The organism is Solimonas terrae, from assembly GCF_011067135.1.
Lineage (GTDB): Bacteria > Pseudomonadota > Gammaproteobacteria > Nevskiales > Nevskiaceae > Solimonas > Solimonas terrae.
This window is the reverse complement of the sequence record NZ_JAAMOW010000003.1, coordinates 370,318-388,085: the sequence shown is the minus strand read 5'-3', so window position 1 is coordinate 388,085 and position 17,768 is coordinate 370,318. Positions and strand designations below refer to the sequence as shown.

The 17,768-nt window shown below is 65.4% G+C and carries 18 protein-coding genes and 2 riboswitches; of the genes, 8 read left to right on the top strand and 10 right to left on the bottom strand.

Annotation, left to right across the window (positions count from 1 at the left end; all coding sequences use genetic code 11):
* Window positions 1–543: 543 nt before the first annotated feature.
* Genes G7Y85_RS07635 through G7Y85_RS07625 form a run of 3 tightly spaced genes read left to right on the top strand, consistent with a single transcriptional unit; the run spans window position 544 to window position 3,713 of the window.
* A complete protein-coding gene (locus G7Y85_RS07635; RefSeq protein ID WP_166254341.1) occupies window positions 544–2,028 on the top strand; it encodes a HAMP domain-containing sensor histidine kinase in 1,485 nt (494 codons plus the stop codon).
* Complete coding sequence (locus G7Y85_RS07630) at window positions 2,003–2,407, top strand: hypothetical protein (RefSeq protein ID WP_166254339.1); 405 nt, start codon at window positions 2,003–2,005, stop codon at window positions 2,405–2,407. The genes G7Y85_RS07635 and G7Y85_RS07630 overlap by 26 nt, the downstream gene beginning before the upstream one ends.
* On the top strand, window positions 2,373–3,713 hold the full coding sequence (locus G7Y85_RS07625; protein WP_166254337.1) for a sigma 54-interacting transcriptional regulator: 1,341 nt from the start codon (window positions 2,373–2,375) through the stop codon (window positions 3,711–3,713). The genes G7Y85_RS07630 and G7Y85_RS07625 overlap by 35 nt, the downstream gene beginning before the upstream one ends.
* 43 nt (window positions 3,714–3,756) lie before the next feature.
* Here G7Y85_RS07625 and G7Y85_RS07620 read toward each other — a convergent pair whose 3' ends face one another.
* From G7Y85_RS07620 to G7Y85_RS07600, 5 genes are all read right to left on the bottom strand, one after another.
* Entirely contained in the window at window positions 3,757–4,551 is a 795-nt protein-coding gene (locus tag G7Y85_RS07620) for a thymidylate synthase (protein ID WP_166254335.1), read from the bottom strand.
* Entirely contained in the window at window positions 4,548–5,369 is an 822-nt protein-coding gene (gene lgt / locus G7Y85_RS07615; RefSeq protein ID WP_166254333.1) for a prolipoprotein diacylglyceryl transferase, read from the bottom strand. Before lgt ends, G7Y85_RS07620 begins: the two co-directional genes overlap by 4 nt.
* Before the next feature lie 44 nt (window positions 5,370–5,413).
* Entirely contained in the window at window positions 5,414–6,589 is a 1,176-nt protein-coding gene (locus G7Y85_RS07610; protein ID WP_366514928.1) for a class I SAM-dependent rRNA methyltransferase, read from the bottom strand.
* 8 nt (window positions 6,590–6,597) lie between these two features.
* Window positions 6,598–7,530, bottom strand: a complete 933-nt coding sequence (locus G7Y85_RS07605) for a carbohydrate kinase family protein (protein ID WP_166254331.1) — start codon at window positions 7,528–7,530, stop codon at window positions 6,598–6,600.
* 69 nt (window positions 7,531–7,599) lie between these two features.
* Window positions 7,600–7,959, bottom strand: a complete 360-nt coding sequence (locus G7Y85_RS07600; RefSeq protein WP_166254329.1) for a diacylglycerol kinase — start codon at window positions 7,957–7,959, stop codon at window positions 7,600–7,602.
* 192 nt (window positions 7,960–8,151) lie between these two features.
* Here G7Y85_RS07600 and G7Y85_RS07595 point away from each other — a divergent pair, with 192 nt between their 5' ends.
* Window positions 8,152–8,367 (top strand): hypothetical protein, encoded by a 216-nt coding sequence (locus tag G7Y85_RS07595; RefSeq protein ID WP_166254327.1) that lies wholly within the window; start codon window positions 8,152–8,154, stop codon window positions 8,365–8,367.
* 74 nt (window positions 8,368–8,441) lie between these two features.
* Here G7Y85_RS07595 and gcvPB read toward each other — a convergent pair whose 3' ends face one another.
* Genes gcvPB through gcvT form a run of 5 tightly spaced genes read right to left on the bottom strand, consistent with a single transcriptional unit; the run spans window position 8,442 to window position 13,357 of the window.
* Complete coding sequence (gene gcvPB, locus G7Y85_RS07590) at window positions 8,442–9,905, bottom strand: aminomethyl-transferring glycine dehydrogenase subunit GcvPB (protein ID WP_166254325.1); 1,464 nt, start codon at window positions 9,903–9,905, stop codon at window positions 8,442–8,444.
* 20 nt (window positions 9,906–9,925) lie between these two features.
* Complete coding sequence (gene tpx, locus G7Y85_RS07585) at window positions 9,926–10,426, bottom strand: thiol peroxidase (RefSeq protein ID WP_166254323.1); 501 nt, start codon at window positions 10,424–10,426, stop codon at window positions 9,926–9,928.
* A 19-nt stretch (window positions 10,427–10,445) separates the two neighbouring features.
* Window positions 10,446–11,804 carry an aminomethyl-transferring glycine dehydrogenase subunit GcvPA gene (gcvPA, locus tag G7Y85_RS07580; RefSeq protein ID WP_166254321.1) on the bottom strand — a complete coding sequence of 453 codons (1,359 nt, stop codon included), beginning with the start codon at window positions 11,802–11,804 and terminating at the stop codon, window positions 10,446–10,448.
* Window positions 11,805–11,846: 42 nt separating this feature from the next.
* Complete coding sequence (gcvH, locus tag G7Y85_RS07575) at window positions 11,847–12,236, bottom strand: glycine cleavage system protein GcvH (RefSeq protein ID WP_166254319.1); 390 nt, start codon at window positions 12,234–12,236, stop codon at window positions 11,847–11,849.
* Window positions 12,236–13,357 (bottom strand): glycine cleavage system aminomethyltransferase GcvT, encoded by a 1,122-nt coding sequence (gene gcvT / locus G7Y85_RS07570; RefSeq protein ID WP_166254317.1) that lies wholly within the window; start codon window positions 13,355–13,357, stop codon window positions 12,236–12,238. The genes gcvH and gcvT overlap by 1 nt, the downstream gene beginning before the upstream one ends.
* A gap of 114 nt (window positions 13,358–13,471) precedes the next feature.
* Window positions 13,472–13,562: riboswitch (glycine riboswitch) on the bottom strand.
* Between the two features lie 109 nt (window positions 13,563–13,671).
* Window positions 13,672–13,762, bottom strand: a riboswitch (glycine riboswitch).
* A gap of 422 nt (window positions 13,763–14,184) precedes the next feature.
* On the opposite strand from gcvT, the gene G7Y85_RS07565 reads away from it, so the two are divergent.
* From G7Y85_RS07565 to G7Y85_RS07550, 4 genes are all read left to right on the top strand, one after another.
* Window positions 14,185–15,789: a ShlB/FhaC/HecB family hemolysin secretion/activation protein gene (locus G7Y85_RS07565; RefSeq protein WP_166254315.1), complete on the top strand. Its 1,605-nt coding sequence runs from the start codon at window positions 14,185–14,187 to the stop codon at window positions 15,787–15,789.
* Between the two features lie 134 nt (window positions 15,790–15,923).
* Window positions 15,924–16,769, top strand: coding sequence for a FecR family protein (locus G7Y85_RS07560; protein WP_166254313.1), 846 nt, complete (start codon window positions 15,924–15,926; stop codon window positions 16,767–16,769).
* Window positions 16,770–16,823: 54 nt separating this feature from the next.
* A complete protein-coding gene (locus G7Y85_RS07555; protein ID WP_166254311.1) occupies window positions 16,824–17,567 on the top strand; it encodes a SapC family protein in 744 nt (247 codons plus the stop codon).
* Window positions 17,557–17,766 carry a hypothetical protein gene (locus tag G7Y85_RS07550; RefSeq protein WP_166254309.1) on the top strand — a complete coding sequence of 70 codons (210 nt, stop codon included), beginning with the start codon at window positions 17,557–17,559 and terminating at the stop codon, window positions 17,764–17,766. Before G7Y85_RS07555 ends, G7Y85_RS07550 begins: the two co-directional genes overlap by 11 nt.
* Window positions 17,767–17,768 lie beyond the last annotated feature (2 nt).

Genomic DNA, 17,768 nt, shown 5'->3' with positions numbered 1-17,768 from the left:
CATGGCCTCGTGCCGGAAGCTCCGGCCCCTGTCGCTCGCGTTCATGGCGAATCGCAAGCGCTTGCCGGGAAGGGGGCAACGCCCATGCCACGGACGCGCAATCGCTGCACGAACAGCGACTTATCGATTCGGGCAGCGGCCAGCGACGTGAATCGTCCCGGTCGCGCCGCAAAAAGCGTCGCCAAACGGCGACAGCAACACGCCGGATTCGCGAAAAAGTTCCGCCTGCGCAGACGCGCGATGCTGTCGCCGGATGCAGACAGCGGCGGACCCAGGGTGCCGCGCGCCCGGCATCGATCCACTCGCCCGGCGATGCGCGAACGTCGCTCGCGATTCACGTTGTGCGCAAGGCATCGGCACCATCCGGCGACCGATCGGGCGTGACTCGAGGCTCGCAACGGCGGCAGGGGCGTCGCCAGCCGGCGACAGCTCGCCGTCGCTGAACGGCGCCCCGCGTCCGGTTCACGGCAAGTTCAGCGGCGATGCGCACATTGGGTCGGTCAGATTTCGCCAACCCATCGCGAAGGGATCGCAATCGCGGTAATGGCCATTCGAATTCCCAACACCATGACCGGCCTCGTCGCCGCAGGTTGCGTGCTGGCGGCACTGCCGCTGCTGATCGCCCTGCTGCTGGCGGAGCTCGCGCTCGAGCGTGTCACGCAACAGACCGAGCGATTGATCGATCAGGGCGTTGCGGTCTCGCAACTCGGCGACCAGATGCGCGACCAGCTGCAGAATCTCGAACGCACGATCCGCCAGTACCTCGCGCTGCAGGATCCGGCGCTGCTGTCGCTGTCGGATCGTCGCTGGAATGACCTGCACCACCTGATTCGCGAAATCGAGGCGCATCAGCTCGATCCGGACAGTGCCCGGCGCGCCTCGGCGATTCGCCACGAACTTGCCGAGGCGCGCCTCGACTGGCAGCTCGGCACGGCCGAGGCCGAATCGATGCAAGAGGCCGTGTCGCGGATCCAGGCCGTCGAGCCGCAGGTCGACACGATTCGCGATACCGCGCGACAACGCATCGACGAACGCCTCGCGCATGTCCGCCGAGCGAGCCGAAATGCGCGCCGCGACATGCTGTTGTCGGCGCTCACCCTGATCCCGCTGGCGGCGCTGTTGGCCTATCTGTGCTCGGTGGCCGTCACCCGTCCGCTGCGCGATCTGTACCGGACCATCGCCGCGCTCGGGCACGGCCGTTACTCGCACCCGGTCAGCATTTCGTTTCCACGCGAGATGCGCCGCCTCGGCGACCAGCTCGACTGGCTGCGACGACGGCTGGCCCAGCTGGAAGCAGACAAGGATCAGTTTCTGCGGCAGGTTTCGCACGAACTGAAGACCCCGCTTGCCAGTCTGCGCGAAGGCGCCGATCTGCTGCACGAAGGTTCGCTCGGTCCCCTGAGCCCGCGCCAGCACGAGGTCGCCGGCATTCTCGCCGAGTCGACCGTCGAGCTCGAATCGCTGATTTCGAATCTGCTGGCGTACGCGGAATGGCGTTCCGAGCGCCGCCACGCACAGCGCCGGTGGTTCGATGCAAGACCGATGCTCGAGGAACTGCTGGCCCTGCACATGCTGCCGATGGCCAAGCGCGAGCTGCGTACCCAGTTCCACCTGTCGCCGGCCGGCGTGTTCGGCCAGCGCTCGCAGCTGCGCCTCGCACTCGACAATCTGCTGACCAACGCCATCAAGCATGCCCCGCCGGGTTCGGTGATCGAGATCGAAACGGCCACACCCGACAACCATTGCGAGATCTCGGTGCGTGATTACGGCCGTGGAGTCATGGATGAAGAGAAGAAACGGATATTCGAGCCTTTCATACGCGGCACGGAAGCCGAGGAGCGCGGCATCCGCGGCACCGGCGTCGGCCTGTCGATCGTCCGCGAGGTGGCGCAGGCGCATGGCGGCCACGTCGAGGTCTGCGATGCGCGGCCCGGTGCGCGCTTTGTGCTGCGCTGGCCCTGCCCTCTTCCTCAGCATGTCGATGCTGTCGGCGTGCAGCACGATGCCGAACTTTCGCTGGCCGTCTGACGACGTGCAGACGCCGCTCGAAATGTTCGCAGTTGCCAGCAGCCAGCCGGTCAAGCGCGAGGCCCTGTGGCGCAGCGTCCAGCACGAACAGGACTCCGGTGACGCGGCGCTGAAAACCGCCCTGCTGCAGAGCCTGCCCGGACACAGCGGCTACGACCCGGATACAGCGCGCCGGCGCCTCAACGCCATCTCCTACAGCAAGAACAGCGAGGACGCGGCGCTGGCACGCGTGCGCCTGACCGAAATCGGCAATGGCAGTGCCGACGACGATTGCCGCAATGAAGTCCGCGATCTGCAACAGAGACTCGACAAGATTGTCGACATCGAAAGAAGCCTGGACACGAATGGGAATGCCGCGAAATCAAATCCTGCTCGTTGACGACGACCCCAAGCTGCTGCGCGTGCTGACGCTGCGCCTGGAAGCCGAGGGCTATGGCGTGATTGCCACGGCCAGCGGCGACGAAGCTTTGCAGCGGCTCGACAATGTACGGCCGCAGATGGTGCTGGCCGATCTGCGCATGCCCGATCTGGATGGCATCGAGCTGCTGTCGCGGATCCAGAGCCGCCACCCGAGCCTGCCGGTCGCGATCCTGTCGGCGCACGGCGACATTCCGGACGCGGTGCGTGCGACACATGCCGGCGCGGTCGATTTCCTGACCAAGCCGGTCGACCGCGAACGCCTGGTCGGCTGCATCGAACGTCACCTCGAACCGGGCAGCGAACCGGCGTCGAGCTGGGCCCGCGGCATCGTCACGCGCAGCGCGCTGATGCAGGCGGTCATCGAGGATGCGCAACGCGTTGCGCGCACCGACTCTGCCGTGCTGATCACCGGCGCCAGCGGCACCGGCAAGGAAGTGCTGGCGCGCGCGCTGCACGATGGCAGCCCGCGCCGGGAAGCGCCGTTCGTCGCGATCAATTGCACGGCGGTGCCGGCGGATCTGCTGGAGTCCGAACTGTTCGGTCATCGCAAAGGCAGCTTCACCGGCGCGCACGCCGATCATCCCGGCCTGTTCCGTGCGGCACACGGCGGCACGGTGTTTCTCGACGAGATCGGTGACATGCCGGCCGGTCTGCAGGTGAAGCTGCTGCGCGTCCTGCAGGAACGAGAAGTCCGACCGGTCGGCGACACCCGCACGATACCGGTCAACGTCCGGGTGCTGTCGGCGACACATTGCGATCTCGAAGCCAGGGTCGCCGATGGCCGTTTCCGCGAGGACCTGTTCTATCGACTCAATGTCGTGCGTCTGCAACTGCCCGCGCTGGAACGACGTCGCGAGGACATCGGCCTGCTCGTCACGCATCGACTCGAACAACTGTTTGCCGAGGGCCGGCCGCGCTGTCGCTATTCGCCGGAAGCACTCGACGTGCTGGCGACCGCGCCGTGGCCGGGCAATGTCCGCCAGCTGTTCAACGTCGTCGAACAGACCGTGGCGCTAGCACCGGGACGGACGATCAGTGCCGCGCTGGTGCGCAAATGCCTGGGCGACACCACGGAAAGCATGCCGGCCTTCGACGAGGCGCGCGACGAGTTCGCGCGCAATTACCTGCGTCAGCTGCTTGAGCTGTCCGGTGGCAACATCGCGCGTGCGGCGCGGCTGGCGCGGCGCAATCGCACGGACTTCTACAAGCTGCTGAACCGCTATCGTCTCGAGCCCTCGCAGTTCAAGCCGCAAGACGACGAATAGCGTTGCGACTGCGGTCGCGAGTGCGACGCCCGCGGCGGGCCGCTCAGACCGCGACTGCGCCCTTGATATGCGGATGCGCCTCGTAGCCGACCAGCTCGAAGTCTTCGTATTCGTACTGGTCGATCGCCGCCGGACGCCGCTTGATCTGCATCTTCGGCAGCGGATACGGCGTGCGCGTGATCTGCTCGCGCACCTGATCGAGATGATTCTTGTAGATATGGACGTCGCCGCCGGTCCAGACGAATACGCCCGGCTCGAGATCGCACTGCTGGGCGAGCATCATCAGCAGCAGGGCGTAGCTGGCGATGTTGAACGGCACGCCGAGAAACACGTCGCAGGACCGCTGATAGAGCTGCAGATTGAGCCGGCCGTTCAGCACCGAGGTCTGGAACAGGCAATGGCAGGGCGCCAGCGCCATCTGCGGCAGATCGCCGGGATTCCAGGCACTGACGATCTGGCGGCGTGACGCCGGGTCCTTGCGGATCAGGTCAACGAGCTGCTTGATCTGATCGATGTGACGACCGTCCGCCGCAACCCAGTCGCGCCACTGCTTGCCGTAGACCGGACCGAGATCGCCGTTTTCGTCGGCCCATTCGTCCCAGATCGATACCTTGCGTTCCTTGAGCCAGGCGATGTTGGTTTCGCCGCGCAGGAACCACAGCAGTTCGACGATGATCGAGCGCAGGTGCAGCTTCTTGGTCGTCAGCACCGGAAAGCCGTCGGCCAGATCGAAACGCATCTGGTGACCGAAGGTCGCCAGCGTGCCAACGCCGGTGCGATCCTGCTGCTCGACGCCTTCGTCGAGGATGCGGCGGATCAGATCCTGATAGGCCTTCATGTCGCGTCTCCTGCGGCGCGCCGATCGCGCAGCGACCAGACCAGGATGACCAGCCCGCCCAGCAGCATCGGCAGACAGAGTTCCTGCCCGCGCGTCAGCCAGCCGAAGTGCAGATAACCGAGCTGCGCATCCGGCACGCGCACGAACTCGATCAGGAAGCGGAAGCTGCCGTACAGCAACAGGAACAGCGCGCTGATCAATCCGCGCGGTGTCGGCCGTCGGCCGACGAACCACAGGATTGCAAACATCACCAGCCCCTCGAGTATGGCTTCATAGAGCATGCTCGGATGACGCGGCAGCAGATCGGGTGCCGTGGTCGGGAACACCATGCCCCAGGGTAGATCGGTGGGCTTGCCCCACAGCTCGCCATTGATGAAATTGCCGATGCGCCCGGTGAACAAACCGATCGGCACCAGCACCGCGGTGAAGTCGGCGACTTCGAAATACTTGAGCTTCTGCACGCGCGCAAACACGCCCATCGCGATCAGTACGCCGAGCAGGCCGCCGTGGAACGACATGCCGCCCCGCCAGACGCGAATGATCATCAAAGGATCGGACGCCGGCAGCCACCGTCCGGCCGGATCGTAGGCGTAGAACAGCACATAGCCGATGCGACCGCCGAGGATCACGCCCATCACGACATAGAACAGCAGGTCCGCCATGCGGTCGCGCGACCAGTCGACATGCGGCAGCCGCGCGCGCCGGATCGCCATGCCCCAGGCGATCCAGAAGCCGAGCAGATACATCAGCCCGTACCAGTGAATGGACAGCGGGCCGAGCTTGAGCGCGACGGGATCGATATTGGGGTGCGTGAGCATGGCGGCGATTGTAGCGGCAGCGGTGCGACAGTTCTCGGGCAGCCCTAGCCGGCCGATACCGCGCAGAAGAAGGCTTTCAGATAGCGGGTCTCGGGAATCGCCGGATGGACCGGATGGTCCGGACCCTGCGCCCCCTGCTCCAGCAATTGCAGGCGGCGGCCGAGGTGTCGCGATTCGCGCAGCAGGATGCGCTGCAGTTCGTCGGCTTCCAGATGATGCGAGCACGAACACGACACCAGAATGCCGCCGTCGCGCAGCAGGTGCAGAGCCGTGCGATTGAGCGCCGCGTAATGTTCGAGACCGGCGTCGTGGTCCTTGCGCCGCTTGATCAGTGCCGGCGGATCGACGATGACGACATCGAATTGCCGTCCTTCGGCGCGCAGTGCCTTCATGCCGGCCAGCGCGTCGTCGCGAATCGTGTCCAGCGGCAGACCGTTGAGCCCTGCGCTGGCCTGCGCGACATCGAGCGCCGCTTGCGACGAATCCAGACAGGTCGCCGCCGACGCGCCGTCGCGCAGCGCGCGCAATCCCCACGCGCCGACGTAGCTGAAGACGTCGAGCACGCTGCGGTCGCGCACGTAACGGGCCAGGCGCGAACGATTGTCGCGCTGATCGAAAAAGAAGCCGGTCTTCTGGCCACCGAGCAGCGACAGCCGGAAGCCGATGCCTTCTTCGCGAATCTCGAGCGGATCGGCGATCTCGCCGATCACTTCATTTTCCTGCGACAGGCCTTCGAGTTCGCGGGCGGCATTGTCGTTGCGCAGCAGGATGCCGCGCGGCTGCAGCAGTTCGCCGAGCGCGGCGAGCCATTCGGTCTTCAGGCGCTCCATACCCGCGGTCGTGACCTGCACGACCAGCACGTCACCGTAGCGATCGATGATCAGCCCCGGCAGTCCGTCGCCCTCGCCATGCACGAGCCGATAGCAGGCTTCGCCATAGAGGCGTTCGCGCAAAGCCAGCGCCGCGGCCAGGCGCCGGACGAACCAGCTCCGGTCGATCGTGCGCTGGCTGTCGGCGTCGAGCAGACGCACCGCCAGCAGCGTGCGCGGATTGACGTAGCCCAGCCCCAACGGCTTGTCGCGGCTGTCGACGATGCGGCACAGGGAACCCGGCTCGATCTGGCGGAATTCCGGCCCGACCTCGATCTCGTTCGAATACACCCAGAGATGACCGGCGCGCAGCCGCCGTTCTTCGCGCGGCTTGAGCTTGAGGGTCAGCACCGGCGGCTTCAGGCCAGTTCGCCGCGGAATTCTTTCTTGAAGCGCGTCTTGAAATCGGCCATCGAGAACCGGTGATTCTGGGTTCCGGAGCGTTCGATGCAATACGCCCCCATCAGCGAGGCGACGCGGCCGGTCGTTTCCCAGTCCAGACCGCGCAGCAGACCGTAGAGCAGACCGCCGCGGTAGGCGTCGCCGCAGCCGGTCGGATCGGTCAGCGAATCGGCCTTTGCGCAGGGAATCTCGATGCGCTTGCCGCCGGTGTGAATTTCCGAACCCTTGCCGCCGCGCGTGACGATCAGCGCATCGACCTTCCCCGCAATCTGCTCCAGCGTCCAGCCAGTGCGCTTCATCAGCACTTCGGCCTCGTAGTCGTTGACGGCGACATAGCTGGCCTTGTCGATGAACGCGCGGAATTCGTCGCCGTCGAACAGCGGAATACCCTGCCCCGGATCGAAGATGAACGGAATGCCGGCGTCGGCGAACTGTTGTGCATGCAGGAGCATGGCTTCGCGCGACTCGGCCGAGATCGAGCCGATGCGCACGCCCTTGCCGGCGATGTTCTGGCTATCGGCCTGCGCCATCGCACCGGGATGAAACGCGGTGATCTGGTTGTCGTCGAGATCGGTGGTGATGTAGGCCTGTGCCGTGTACATGTCGGGCACGACCTTGAGGAAATCGCGCGCGATCTTGTTCTTGTCGAACCACTGTGCGTAGGCAGCGAAATCATGGCCGACCGTGCCCATCGGCAGCGCCTTTTCGCCCAGCAGATTGAGGTTGTAGGCAATGTTGCCGGCGGTGCCGCCGAAATCGCGGCGCAACTGCGGCACCAGGAAGGACACATTCAGGATATGGACCTTGTCCGGCAGGATCGCGTCCTTGAACTGGCCGGAGTAGACCATGATGGTGTCGTAGGCCATCGAACCGCAGATCAACGCAGACATTGAAACTCCTCGGTAGGCATGTCGCAGGTACCGCAATTGTGGGGTGCAGGCCCAGGGCACTGCACCGCTTCAGCTCAACAACACGAAACCCCAGACCACCGGCACCTGCAACAGCGACAGGTGCACTGCCGCCGAGCCCAGATCCTTGGCCCGGCCGGACAGCTCGTTGTGCTCGAGACTGATGCGGTCGACGACCACTTCAACCGCCGTGTTGAGCAGTTCGGTGATCAGCACGACGAACAGGCTCAGCAGCATCAGCGCGCGTTCGACACCGCCATGTCCGAGCCAGATCGCGGATGGTGCCAGCAGCACGCACAGGCTGGCCTCCATGCGGAACGCCTCTTCGGTCCGCCACGCCGAACCCAGACCCAGGTAGGAAACGCGGGTTGCCCGAACCAGTCGGGCAAAGCCCTTGATACCGTCTGCCATGTTATCGCTGTAAGTGCTTGCTGCGAAAGATGAAGGATTGCGTCGCTCTGGCCGGCGCCCGATGCCAGTTTCGTTAGTTTAACTAAACAATAATTTCAATAAATATCACTTGTTGCATTGCAGCAAAGTGCCCTTAAATACTGCCATGTCATTGGCCATCCCCCTTCGGCCAAGGTAGCAAGGAGTTGAACCATGGAGACGCTTCCGTTCGTCAGTCTGATCATCTGGAGTACCGGCCTGTGCACGCTCGGCCTGCTGGGCCTGTCGATCAGCGACATGTTCGCCGAGCGGCGCCGCACCCGTAGCCGGATCTCGCAGCAACGCAGCCTGAATCTGCAGGCCCCGGCGGCTGGCGCCGGCAAGCCGGCAACGGCACCCGTGCACGAGCAGCTGCTCAAAGCCGCCTGAAACTTCGCGGCCTGATCGCCGCGTCGTGAAAAAGCCCGCCGGAGACGGCGGGCTTTTCTGTTGCAAAGCGCCGCTCAGCCGCCAGCCGCCACGTAGCGCAGATCGAGCTGGCGCGCAGCCCGCACGTCGTCCAGCCGCCGCACCGGCATCGTGTACGGCGCGCCCTTCAGGCGCGTGATGTCCTGCTTCGCTTCTTCCCAGATCGCCACCAGGGCGTCGACGAACGCGTCCAGGGTCTCGCGATCTTCGGACTCCGTCGGTTCGATCAACAGGCACTCGGGCACCAGCAGCGGGAAGTACACCGTCGGCGCATGAAAGCCGTAGTCGAGCAGGCGCTTGGCGACGTCCGTCGCCGTCAGCTCGATAGCCTGTTTCTGCTTCTTCAGCGTGACGATGAATTCGTGCGAGGCGCGGCGCGCCGGAAACGCGAGATCGAAACCCTGCTGCGCCAGTCGCGCGGCCAGATAATTGGCATTGAGCGTCGCGAATTCGGCGACACGATGCATGCCGTCGCGACCGAGCAGACGCGCATAAATGTAGGCGCGCAGCAGCACACCGGCATTGCCCATCCACGCCGACAGGCGACCGATCGTCTGCGGCAGATCCTTCTCGGTCAGCCAGCGATAGTGCTCGCCATCCTTGCCGACGACCGGCGTCGGCATGAACGGCTTGAGGCGCTCGGAGACGCCGACCGCCCCGGCGCCCGGACCGCCACCACCGTGCGGCGTCGAGAAGGTCTTGTGCAGGTTCATGTGAATGACGTCGAAGCCCATGTCGCCCGGCCGCACCTTGCCGAGAATGGCGTTGAGGTTGGCGCCGTCGTAGTACAGCAGGCCGCCGGCGTCATGGACGATGCCGGCAATCTCCTTGATGCGCCGCTCGAACACGCCGAAGGTCGACGGATTGGTCAGCATGATGCCGGCCGTCTGCGGACCAACCGCGGCTTTCAGTGCCTCGACGTCGACGTCGCCATCGGCATTGGTCGGAATCTCGCGCACCGTGCAGCCGAGCATCGCCGCGGTCGCCGGATTGGTGCCGTGTGCGGCGTCCGGCACGAGGATTTCCTTGCGTGCGAGATCGCCGCGTGCCCGATGGTAGGCCTGGATCATCGCGACGCCGGCGAACTCGCCCTGCGCACCGGCCATCGGCGTCAGCGACACCGCCGCCATGCCGGTCACGTGCTTGAGGATTTCCTGCAGATCGTGCATGCAGGCGAGGAAACCCTGGCTGTGCGATTCCGGCGCCAGCGGATGACGCGCAAGAAACTGCGGCAGCATCGCCAGCTTGTTGCACGCGCGCGGGTTGTACTTCATCGTGCACGAACCGAGCGGATAGAAGTGCGTGTCGATCGAGAAGTTCTTCTGCGACAGGCGCGTGAAGTGACGCACGGTCTGCATTTCCGAGACTTCCGGCAATTGCGGCCTGTCCTTGCGGCGCAGCGCCTCGGGAATGGACGACAGATCGACGCCGGTACCGGGGTTCTGCGCGAACGCCGTACGGCCGGGGCGCGACACTTCGAAAATCAGCTTTTCGGTCATGGTTCAGTGACAGCAGGAAATCAGGAGAGCGCCTTGAGCGCCGCGTCGTAGTCCGGCTCGTTGCCGATTTCGGCAACCAGTTCGGCGTGCAGCACGCGGTCGTTCGCATCCAGAACGACGACGGCGCGTGCGGTGAGCCCGGCCAGAGGACCGTCCTCGAGCAGCACGCCGTAGTCCTTGGCGAAGTGGCGATCGCGCATCATCGACAACGTCACGACGTTGGCGATGCCTTCGGCGCCGCAGAACCGCTGTTGCGCAAACGGCAGATCGGCGGAGATGCAAAGCACGACCGTGTTGTCGAGGCCGGCGGCGCGCTGGTTGAACTGACGCACCGACATCGCGCAGGTCGGCGTGTCGATCGACGGGAAGATATTGAGGATCTTGCGCTTTCCGGCGTAGGCCGACGGCGCCACGTCCTTGAGCGTGGCGTCGACCAGCTTGAAGCCGGGTGCCTGCGAGCCGGGTTTCGGCAGATCGCCGTTGGTGCTGAACGGATTGCCATGCAGCGTGACGGTGGCCATCGGTAGTTCTCCAGGTTGATCAGGCGAGAACGTCGGCCAGCGCGTCGCGATACCGCGCGAGCTGTTCCGGCGTCTTGGTTTCGGTCGCGCAGACCAGCAGCGCGTTGCCGAGTTCGGGGTAGGCCGCCGACAGGTCGCAGCCGCCGAAGATGCCGCGCGCGGCCAGCTTTTCGAGCACGCCGGCGACCGGCTGCGGCAGACGCAGCACGGTTTCATGAAAATGTGCGGCGGCAAACGCCGGCGCCACGCCGGCGATCGTCGTCAACTGGCCGATCAGCGCCCGCGTGTTGGCGATCGATGCCGATGCGACCTGCGCCAAGCCGTCCGGCCCGAGCAGCGACATGTAGATCGTCGCGGCGGTCACCAGCAGACCCTGATTCGTGCAGATGTTCGACTTGGCCTTGGCGCGACGGATGTGCTGCTCGCGCGCCTGCAGGGTCAGCGTGTAACCCGGCCGGCCTTCGAGATCGACCGTGCGCCCGACAATGCGGCCCGGCATTTCGCGCACGTACGCCATCTTCGTCGTCAGGAATCCGAAGTACGGACCGCCGGACGACAGGGGCGCGCCCAGCGGCTGGCCTTCGCCGCAGACGATGTCGGCGCCCTTTGCGCCCCATTGCCCGGGCGCCTTCAGCACCGCCAGCGAGGTCGGATTGACGACCGCCACGACCAGCGCGCCCTGCGCATGCGCCCAGTCGGTGATCGCGTCAACGTCTTCCAGCACTCCGAAGAAGTTCGGCTGCTGAATGACAACGGCAGTCGGCTTGCTGCCCTCATGCGCCTGCAGGGCCGCGAGCAGGGTCTGGCCGGAGCCGGCGTCGTAGTCGACGAACTGTTGCTGCACACCCTGCGCCGGCGTCGTCGCCGCCACCACGTCCCGATACAGCGGATTGACGGCGCGCGGCATCAGCGCGACCCCCGAGCCGTTCTGCTTGTTGGCGCGAACCGCCATCAGCAGCGCTTCGCCGAGCGCGGAGGCACCGTCGTACATGGACGCGTTCGAAACCTCCATGCCGGTCAGGCCGCATATCATCGTCTGGTATTCGTACAGCAGTTGCAGCGTGCCCTGGCTGGCCTCGGCCTGATACGGCGTGTAGGCCGAATAGAACTCGCCACGCGTGGTGATTTCCCAGACGGCGGCCGGAATGTGATGCTCGTAGGCCCCGGCGCCGATGAAGTTCAGTGCGAAGCTGTCGGCTTGCGCGCGTGTCTGCATCAACTGCGTGACCGCCATTTCGCCGAGACCCTCCGGAATCTTCTCGAGCGCGCCGCAACGCAGCGCCGCCGGAATCTCGTCGAACAGCGCATCGATGCTCGGCGCCCTGATCGCGGCGAGCATCTCCTTCACATCGGTTTCGGTATGCGGAATGAACGGCATGTCAGTGATCGGACCACAGGGTGAATGGGAAGCGCACCGCGCTCACAGCGTCTTCAGGAAATCCTCGTACGCCGCCGCATCGAGCAGAGCGTCGAGCTCGGCGGCATTGGCCGGCTTCATCTTCCACATCCAGCCCTCCCGGTAAGGATCGCTGTTGAGAATTTCCGGACTGTCGCCGAGTTTGGCGTTGCTGGCGATCACCTCGCCGGCGATCGGCGCATAGACATCGCTCGCCGCCTTCACCGACTCGACGACCGCGCAGCTCTCGTCCTTGCCCAGCTTGCGGCCGGCCGCCGGCATCTCGACGAACACCAGATCGCCAAGCGAGCCCTGCGCGAAATCGGTGATGCCGATCGTCACGCTGCCATCGCTTTCACGCCGCACCCACTCATGTGACTTGGCGTATTTCAATTCCGCGGGAACATTGCTCATCAGACCTCTCCTTGACCTTTTTCCTGAATCAGAACCTTGCCGTTGCGAACGAACGGCGGCTTGACGACGCGCGCCGCCACCCACAGTCCGCGAATTTCCACCTCGCAAGCGCCGTCCGCCATCGCATCGACGCGCGCCAGCGCGATCGACTGCTTCATCGTCGGGGCAAAACCGCCGCTGGTGGTCTCGCCCTTCGCGCCATTGGCAAAGCGGACTTTCATGTGGGCACGCATGATGCCGCGCCCTTCAAGCAGCAGGCCGACGAATTTTCCCGGACTGTTGCCACGCCACTTTTCGAGCGCCGCACGGCCGATGAACGCGCGGACCGGCGCGCCGCCCTGCGGCTCGCCCCAGGCAACCGTCCAGCCGAGACCCGATTCCAGCGGATGCCGGGATTCGTCCATGTCCTGACCGTAGAGGTTCATGCCCGCTTCCAGACGCAGGGTGTCGCGCGCGCCCAGGCCACAGGGTTTGACGCCGGCGTCCAGCAGCTTCTTCCAGAGCGCGACGAGTTCGGCATGCGGGAGGATCAGCTCGAAACCGTCCTCGCCGGTATAGCCGGTGCGGGCGACGAAGCGGTCGCCGGACCAGGCGGCCTGGAAATTGCCCAGCGCGGTGACGCCCGCAGCCATCTCGACCGGCAGCAGCGGCGTGACCAGGCTGCGCGCCTGCGGCCCCTGCACGGCCAGGATTCCGAGGTCGTCGCGGTGCCGGATCTCGACCGCAAACGACAGGGCCTGCTCGCGCAGCCAGGCCAGATCCTTGTCCGTGGTGCCGGCATTGACGACCAGACGATAGTGGTGATCGTCGATGAAATAACAGATCAGGTCGTCGATCACGCCGGCGTCTTCGCGCAGCATGCACGAATACAGGGCCTTGCCCGGCTGCGTCAGCCGCGTGACGTCGTTGGCGAGCAGCTTCTGCAGGAGTTCACGGGTTCGCGGCCCGGACAGATCGACCGCCGCCATGTGCGCGACATCGAACATGCCGGCGGCCTGGCGCACGGCGTGATGCTCATCGAGCTGGGACGCATACTGGATGGGCATGTCCCAACCGGCGAAGTCGACGAGTTTGGCGCCGAGGCGAACGTGTTCGGCGTGCAGGGCGGTTTTCTTGAGCATGCGGTTCCCGTGTAATGAATCATTACGAATACGAAAACCGCCCCTCTGTCCGGTGACCTGAGCGTTGGCGCGCCTTCGGTGGCCGCAATACGGCGGCTCTCTCCAGAGTGTTGCTGCGGCATCGCGCTCCGTTTGCCTGAGCGATTCCGGGCGGATTTGCGCCTTCGGCGCCATCGATGAAGATGGTCTCTCGCGCGATGCTTTTCCTACTTTAATGCAGTTCCACGCTGCCGTCCCTGGCGACACCTCAGTTCCCGATCGACTCCCGGCCCGGCCATCCCTGACCGGGCGTCCAATGTCGCGCGAAGCTTCGCTTCGCAAGCGCGGCATTGGACCCTGAGCGATTCCGGGCGGATTTGCGCCTTCGGCGCCATCGATGAAGATGGTCTCTCGCGCGATGCTTTTCCCACTTTAATGCAGTTCCACGCCGCCGTCTCCGACGACACTTCAGCTCCCGATCCATCCACGGCCCGTCCGTTCAAGCTCGCGTGCAGCGGCCCGAACTTCAGTGTCCGCGGGATCGGGCGCGATACCGGTGGCCGGGGATCGCGAATCGCACCGCTTTCGGCCATAACCCGTACCGGGGGTCGGCCGACATCGGGCGAGGCAGGATGATAGCGAGCCGGCGCCGCGCGGGCGAGAAGATTTTTCGCGGCGCTGCGTGATGCAGTGCTCGGCAGGCCTGTGGGAACCGCGTTTTGCCTCTTCTTCGGCACCGAACATCGGCTTATAGTGAACTGCGTGTCATCGATCGGTGGGAGCGCCGCTCCCGGGGATCGCAGGCGACGGGGACGGGGATCGAGATGCAGAAAAGAGCGGCGAGCGCAGTGCTGGTTCTCTCTGGCGTGCTGGTATCCGGCATTGCCGCGGGGCAGTCGACACCCGGGCAGGTCGGCGACAGCCTGAAGCGGCCGGAACCGGTGCCTGCCGCACCGTCCGCCCCTTCCATCGAGCACGGCAGCCCCGCCGACAGCCGGGTCGCTCCGGGCGGCAAGACGGTCACCGTCAGCCAGTTCGAGTTCACCGGCAACACCCTGTTCTCGGAGGCCGAGCTCGGCGCGATCACTGCCAGCTATACGCACAGGCCGGTCACCCTGTTCGACTTGTATGAAGCCGCCGACCGTGTCGCCGATTTCTACGCCAGCCGCGGCTACACGCTGGCATCGGTCACCATCCCGCCACAGACCATCAGCGACGGGGTTGTTCGGCTGCTGGTCAGCGAAGGCCGGATCGCGCGCATCGCGGTCGAAAACAACAAGCTGTACAGCGCCGACGAAGTGCGGCGCTATTTTCCCGCGGCAGCGCCGGGCAGCGTCTACCGTGGCGACAGGGTCCAGGACAGTCTGCGCACGCTGAACACCCTGCCCGGCCTCAAGGCCCGCGCGGTGCTCAAACCGGGCGCGAGTTACGGGACCAGCGATCTGATCGTGAAGGTCGACGAAAAGCCGATCGAAGGCTCGTTGAACATCGACAATTACGGACGCAAGGACATCGGCGAATTCCGCATCTCGGCGCTCGCCCGGTTCAATGATCCGCTGCATGTCGAGGATCAGCTCAGCCTGATGGCCCTGCGCTCCGAGAACGGCCTGCTCGATTACGGTTACGTCGAGTACAGCCTGCCTTTGAATTTCACCGGCGCGCGCCTGCATATGTCGTACGGCGACGCCGAGTTCGACGTCCGCAATTCGACGATCGATGGCCGCAATCGCGCCGGCCGTCTGCAACTCGAGCAGTCGTTGCTGAATCACGGCGCGACGCAGCTGTCGGTCAACGGTGGAGTGTCGCGGACGATTGCCAATGCCGATTTCACCGGAACGACCTTCAGTCGCACCGCGATCTCGCTGCTCGAAATCGGGGCCCTGCTTACCCACAGCTACGCCGATTTCGCCGTCACGCAGCTCAGCACGACGATCCACAGCAATTTCGAATCCCAGGACCGCAACGATCTGGCGGCCGGGTCGGTCCCGCACGGTCGCGAACGGCTGCGCTGGGAAGTCGACGTCCAGCATCTGCAGCCGCTGTTCGGGCTGACGCAGCTGCTCGCTCATTTCAACGGCGTCTATTCACCGGACCCGCTGGTCGACACCGAAGCCTATTCGCTGGGCGGCCCGGACAGCATCCGCGGCTATCCGTCCGGCGAAATCCGCGGTGATCGCGGCTATCAGGGCTCGCTGACGCTGCGCCGACCGGTCGACTGGGCCGGCTTGCACTGGGTGCCGCGCGCGTTCATCGAGGCCGGCAGCACGTTTCTGATCGACGCGCCCACCGGCGTCGACAGCAAGGAGTCGCTGACGTCGGCCGGCATCGGCACCGACGTCAACTGGAATCGCGTGACGGTTCATGCCGACTGGTCATTCCCGCTCGACAATCGCACGGTCAGCGACGACCGCGACAGCAGCCGCGTGTTCGGATCGCTGGCGGTTGCGTTCTAGGGCCGGCGCATGGCTCCGCTTGCAAAACCACTGCTCTTGCCCCGCCCCGCCGAGATCGGTGCGACCTGCGACGTAACAACGACACGCGACGACGAGTACAGGCAATGCCCATGAACGCGCTACCGAGAACCCCCATGCGCCAGCTGTCCGTTCTGCTCGCAGTGAGCGCCATGACCCTGATGTCGCCGGCATTCGCGGCGGACAGCGCCGCGCCGGCGTCGAGCCACGCGACGCCGGCCGGCGAAGTGATCCTGCTGACCGGCCGCGGCACTGCCACCAATCCGCAGACCGGCGCCATTCGCGGGCTGGTCAAGGGCGATCCGGTGTATTCCGGCGACATTCTCAATGCCGGCAGCAACAGCTACATGAATCTGAAATTTTCGGATGGCGCGTTCGTGCTGCTGCGACCGAATACGCGATTCTCGATCGATCGCTACGCCTACACGCCGAGCAGCGCACCGCCTGCGACGCCGCCGCCGCCCGTAACGCCGGCACTGCCGGCCAGGCCAGCGACACCACCGCCAGCCGACCGTCACCCGGTCACGACGGCGAGCAGCACTGAAGGAACACTGCAGCGCGCCTTCCTGCGACTGCTGAAGGGCGGCTTTCGCACGGTGTCGGGCCTGATCGGCAAGACCAATGCCGACGACTATCTTGTGACGACCCCGGTCGCGACCATCGGTATCCGCGGCACCGACTACTACGCCTATATCTGTGATCTGGCTTGCGCCAACGACCCGATCATTCTCGAAAGTCTGGATCTCGCACATCTCGGCCACGATCTGGCGGTCGGCGCCACGCTCGACGGCGTGATCCACGGCAGCATCGCCGTCACCAATGCCGCCGGCCACACCGAGATCCTCACCGCCGGACAATTCCTGCTGACGCTCAGCGATGGCCGCCAGATCCGCCTGCCGAGCGAACCGGACTTCCTGCGTGCACAGCCGTTCCCGGATCCGCTGACCCTGTGCGTGTCATAGGCACGGCAGCGCAAGCGAACCGTCATTCGAATGTCGAAACTGCCGCCAATCGTCATGCCGCACAGCGCTGCCGCCAGCCGCGCCGTACCGTTTGACGCAAAGCGCCACGCCGGGCTCGGCCTCTCGACAGCGCAAGGCCACCGCTGGTGTGCGAGGCGCAACGCCGTTCCGCTGTCGACATCCGAGTTCCTGCGCGCCGCGCTGCACTACCCGATCGTCTACGTGCGGGACGCCGATGATCGTTACGTGCCGATGGCCGTGCTGGGCCTGCGCGACAGCGAAAACCTGTTCGTCGATGACAAGGGGGCGTGGGCACCTGAGCACTATGTGCCCGCCTATGTCCGCCGCCATCCGTTCTCGCTGGCCGACGTCAACGGCGCCGAGGCAGCGTCACGAAGGCTGATCTGTGTCGACGAAACGCGGCTCAGCGCCGAGGCAAGGCCGGCGCTGATCGACGGCGACGGCCGCACCACGGCGGCCTGGGAACCAATCCGGCAGCTGCTCGAAGCGTTCGACCAGGACTGGCAGCAGACGCTGGATCTGGGCCGCCGCCTGCACGAGCTTGGCTTGCTGGTGCCGTTCGACGCGCTGGCGGTCCCGCGCCACGGCGACCGCACGCAGCTGCAGGGCCTCTACCGCATCGAAGAAGCGCGGCTGGCGACCCTCGCCGCCGACGCACTGCGCACCCTGCTCGGCACCGGCGAACTGCGGGCGTTCTACGCGCACCTGCTGTCGCTGGAAAATTTCGGCCGTCTGCTCGATCGCATGCAGATGCTGGAGTCCCGCCATGAACATTGAACGCCGAAGCTACGCCGGCCGGATGACGGCGTTGCCCGTCTCGCGGCTCCGTTCCGCCACGCAGGTCGCGGCGTTGTCGTTGCCGCGGCTTCGAATCCCGCAGCAACACGAACAAGCGGCGCTGCCACGGCTGCCGACACCCCTGGTCTTGAGCGCGGTTCGCCGAGCACGCCATCCGGCGCGCCTGCGAAACCGTTGAAG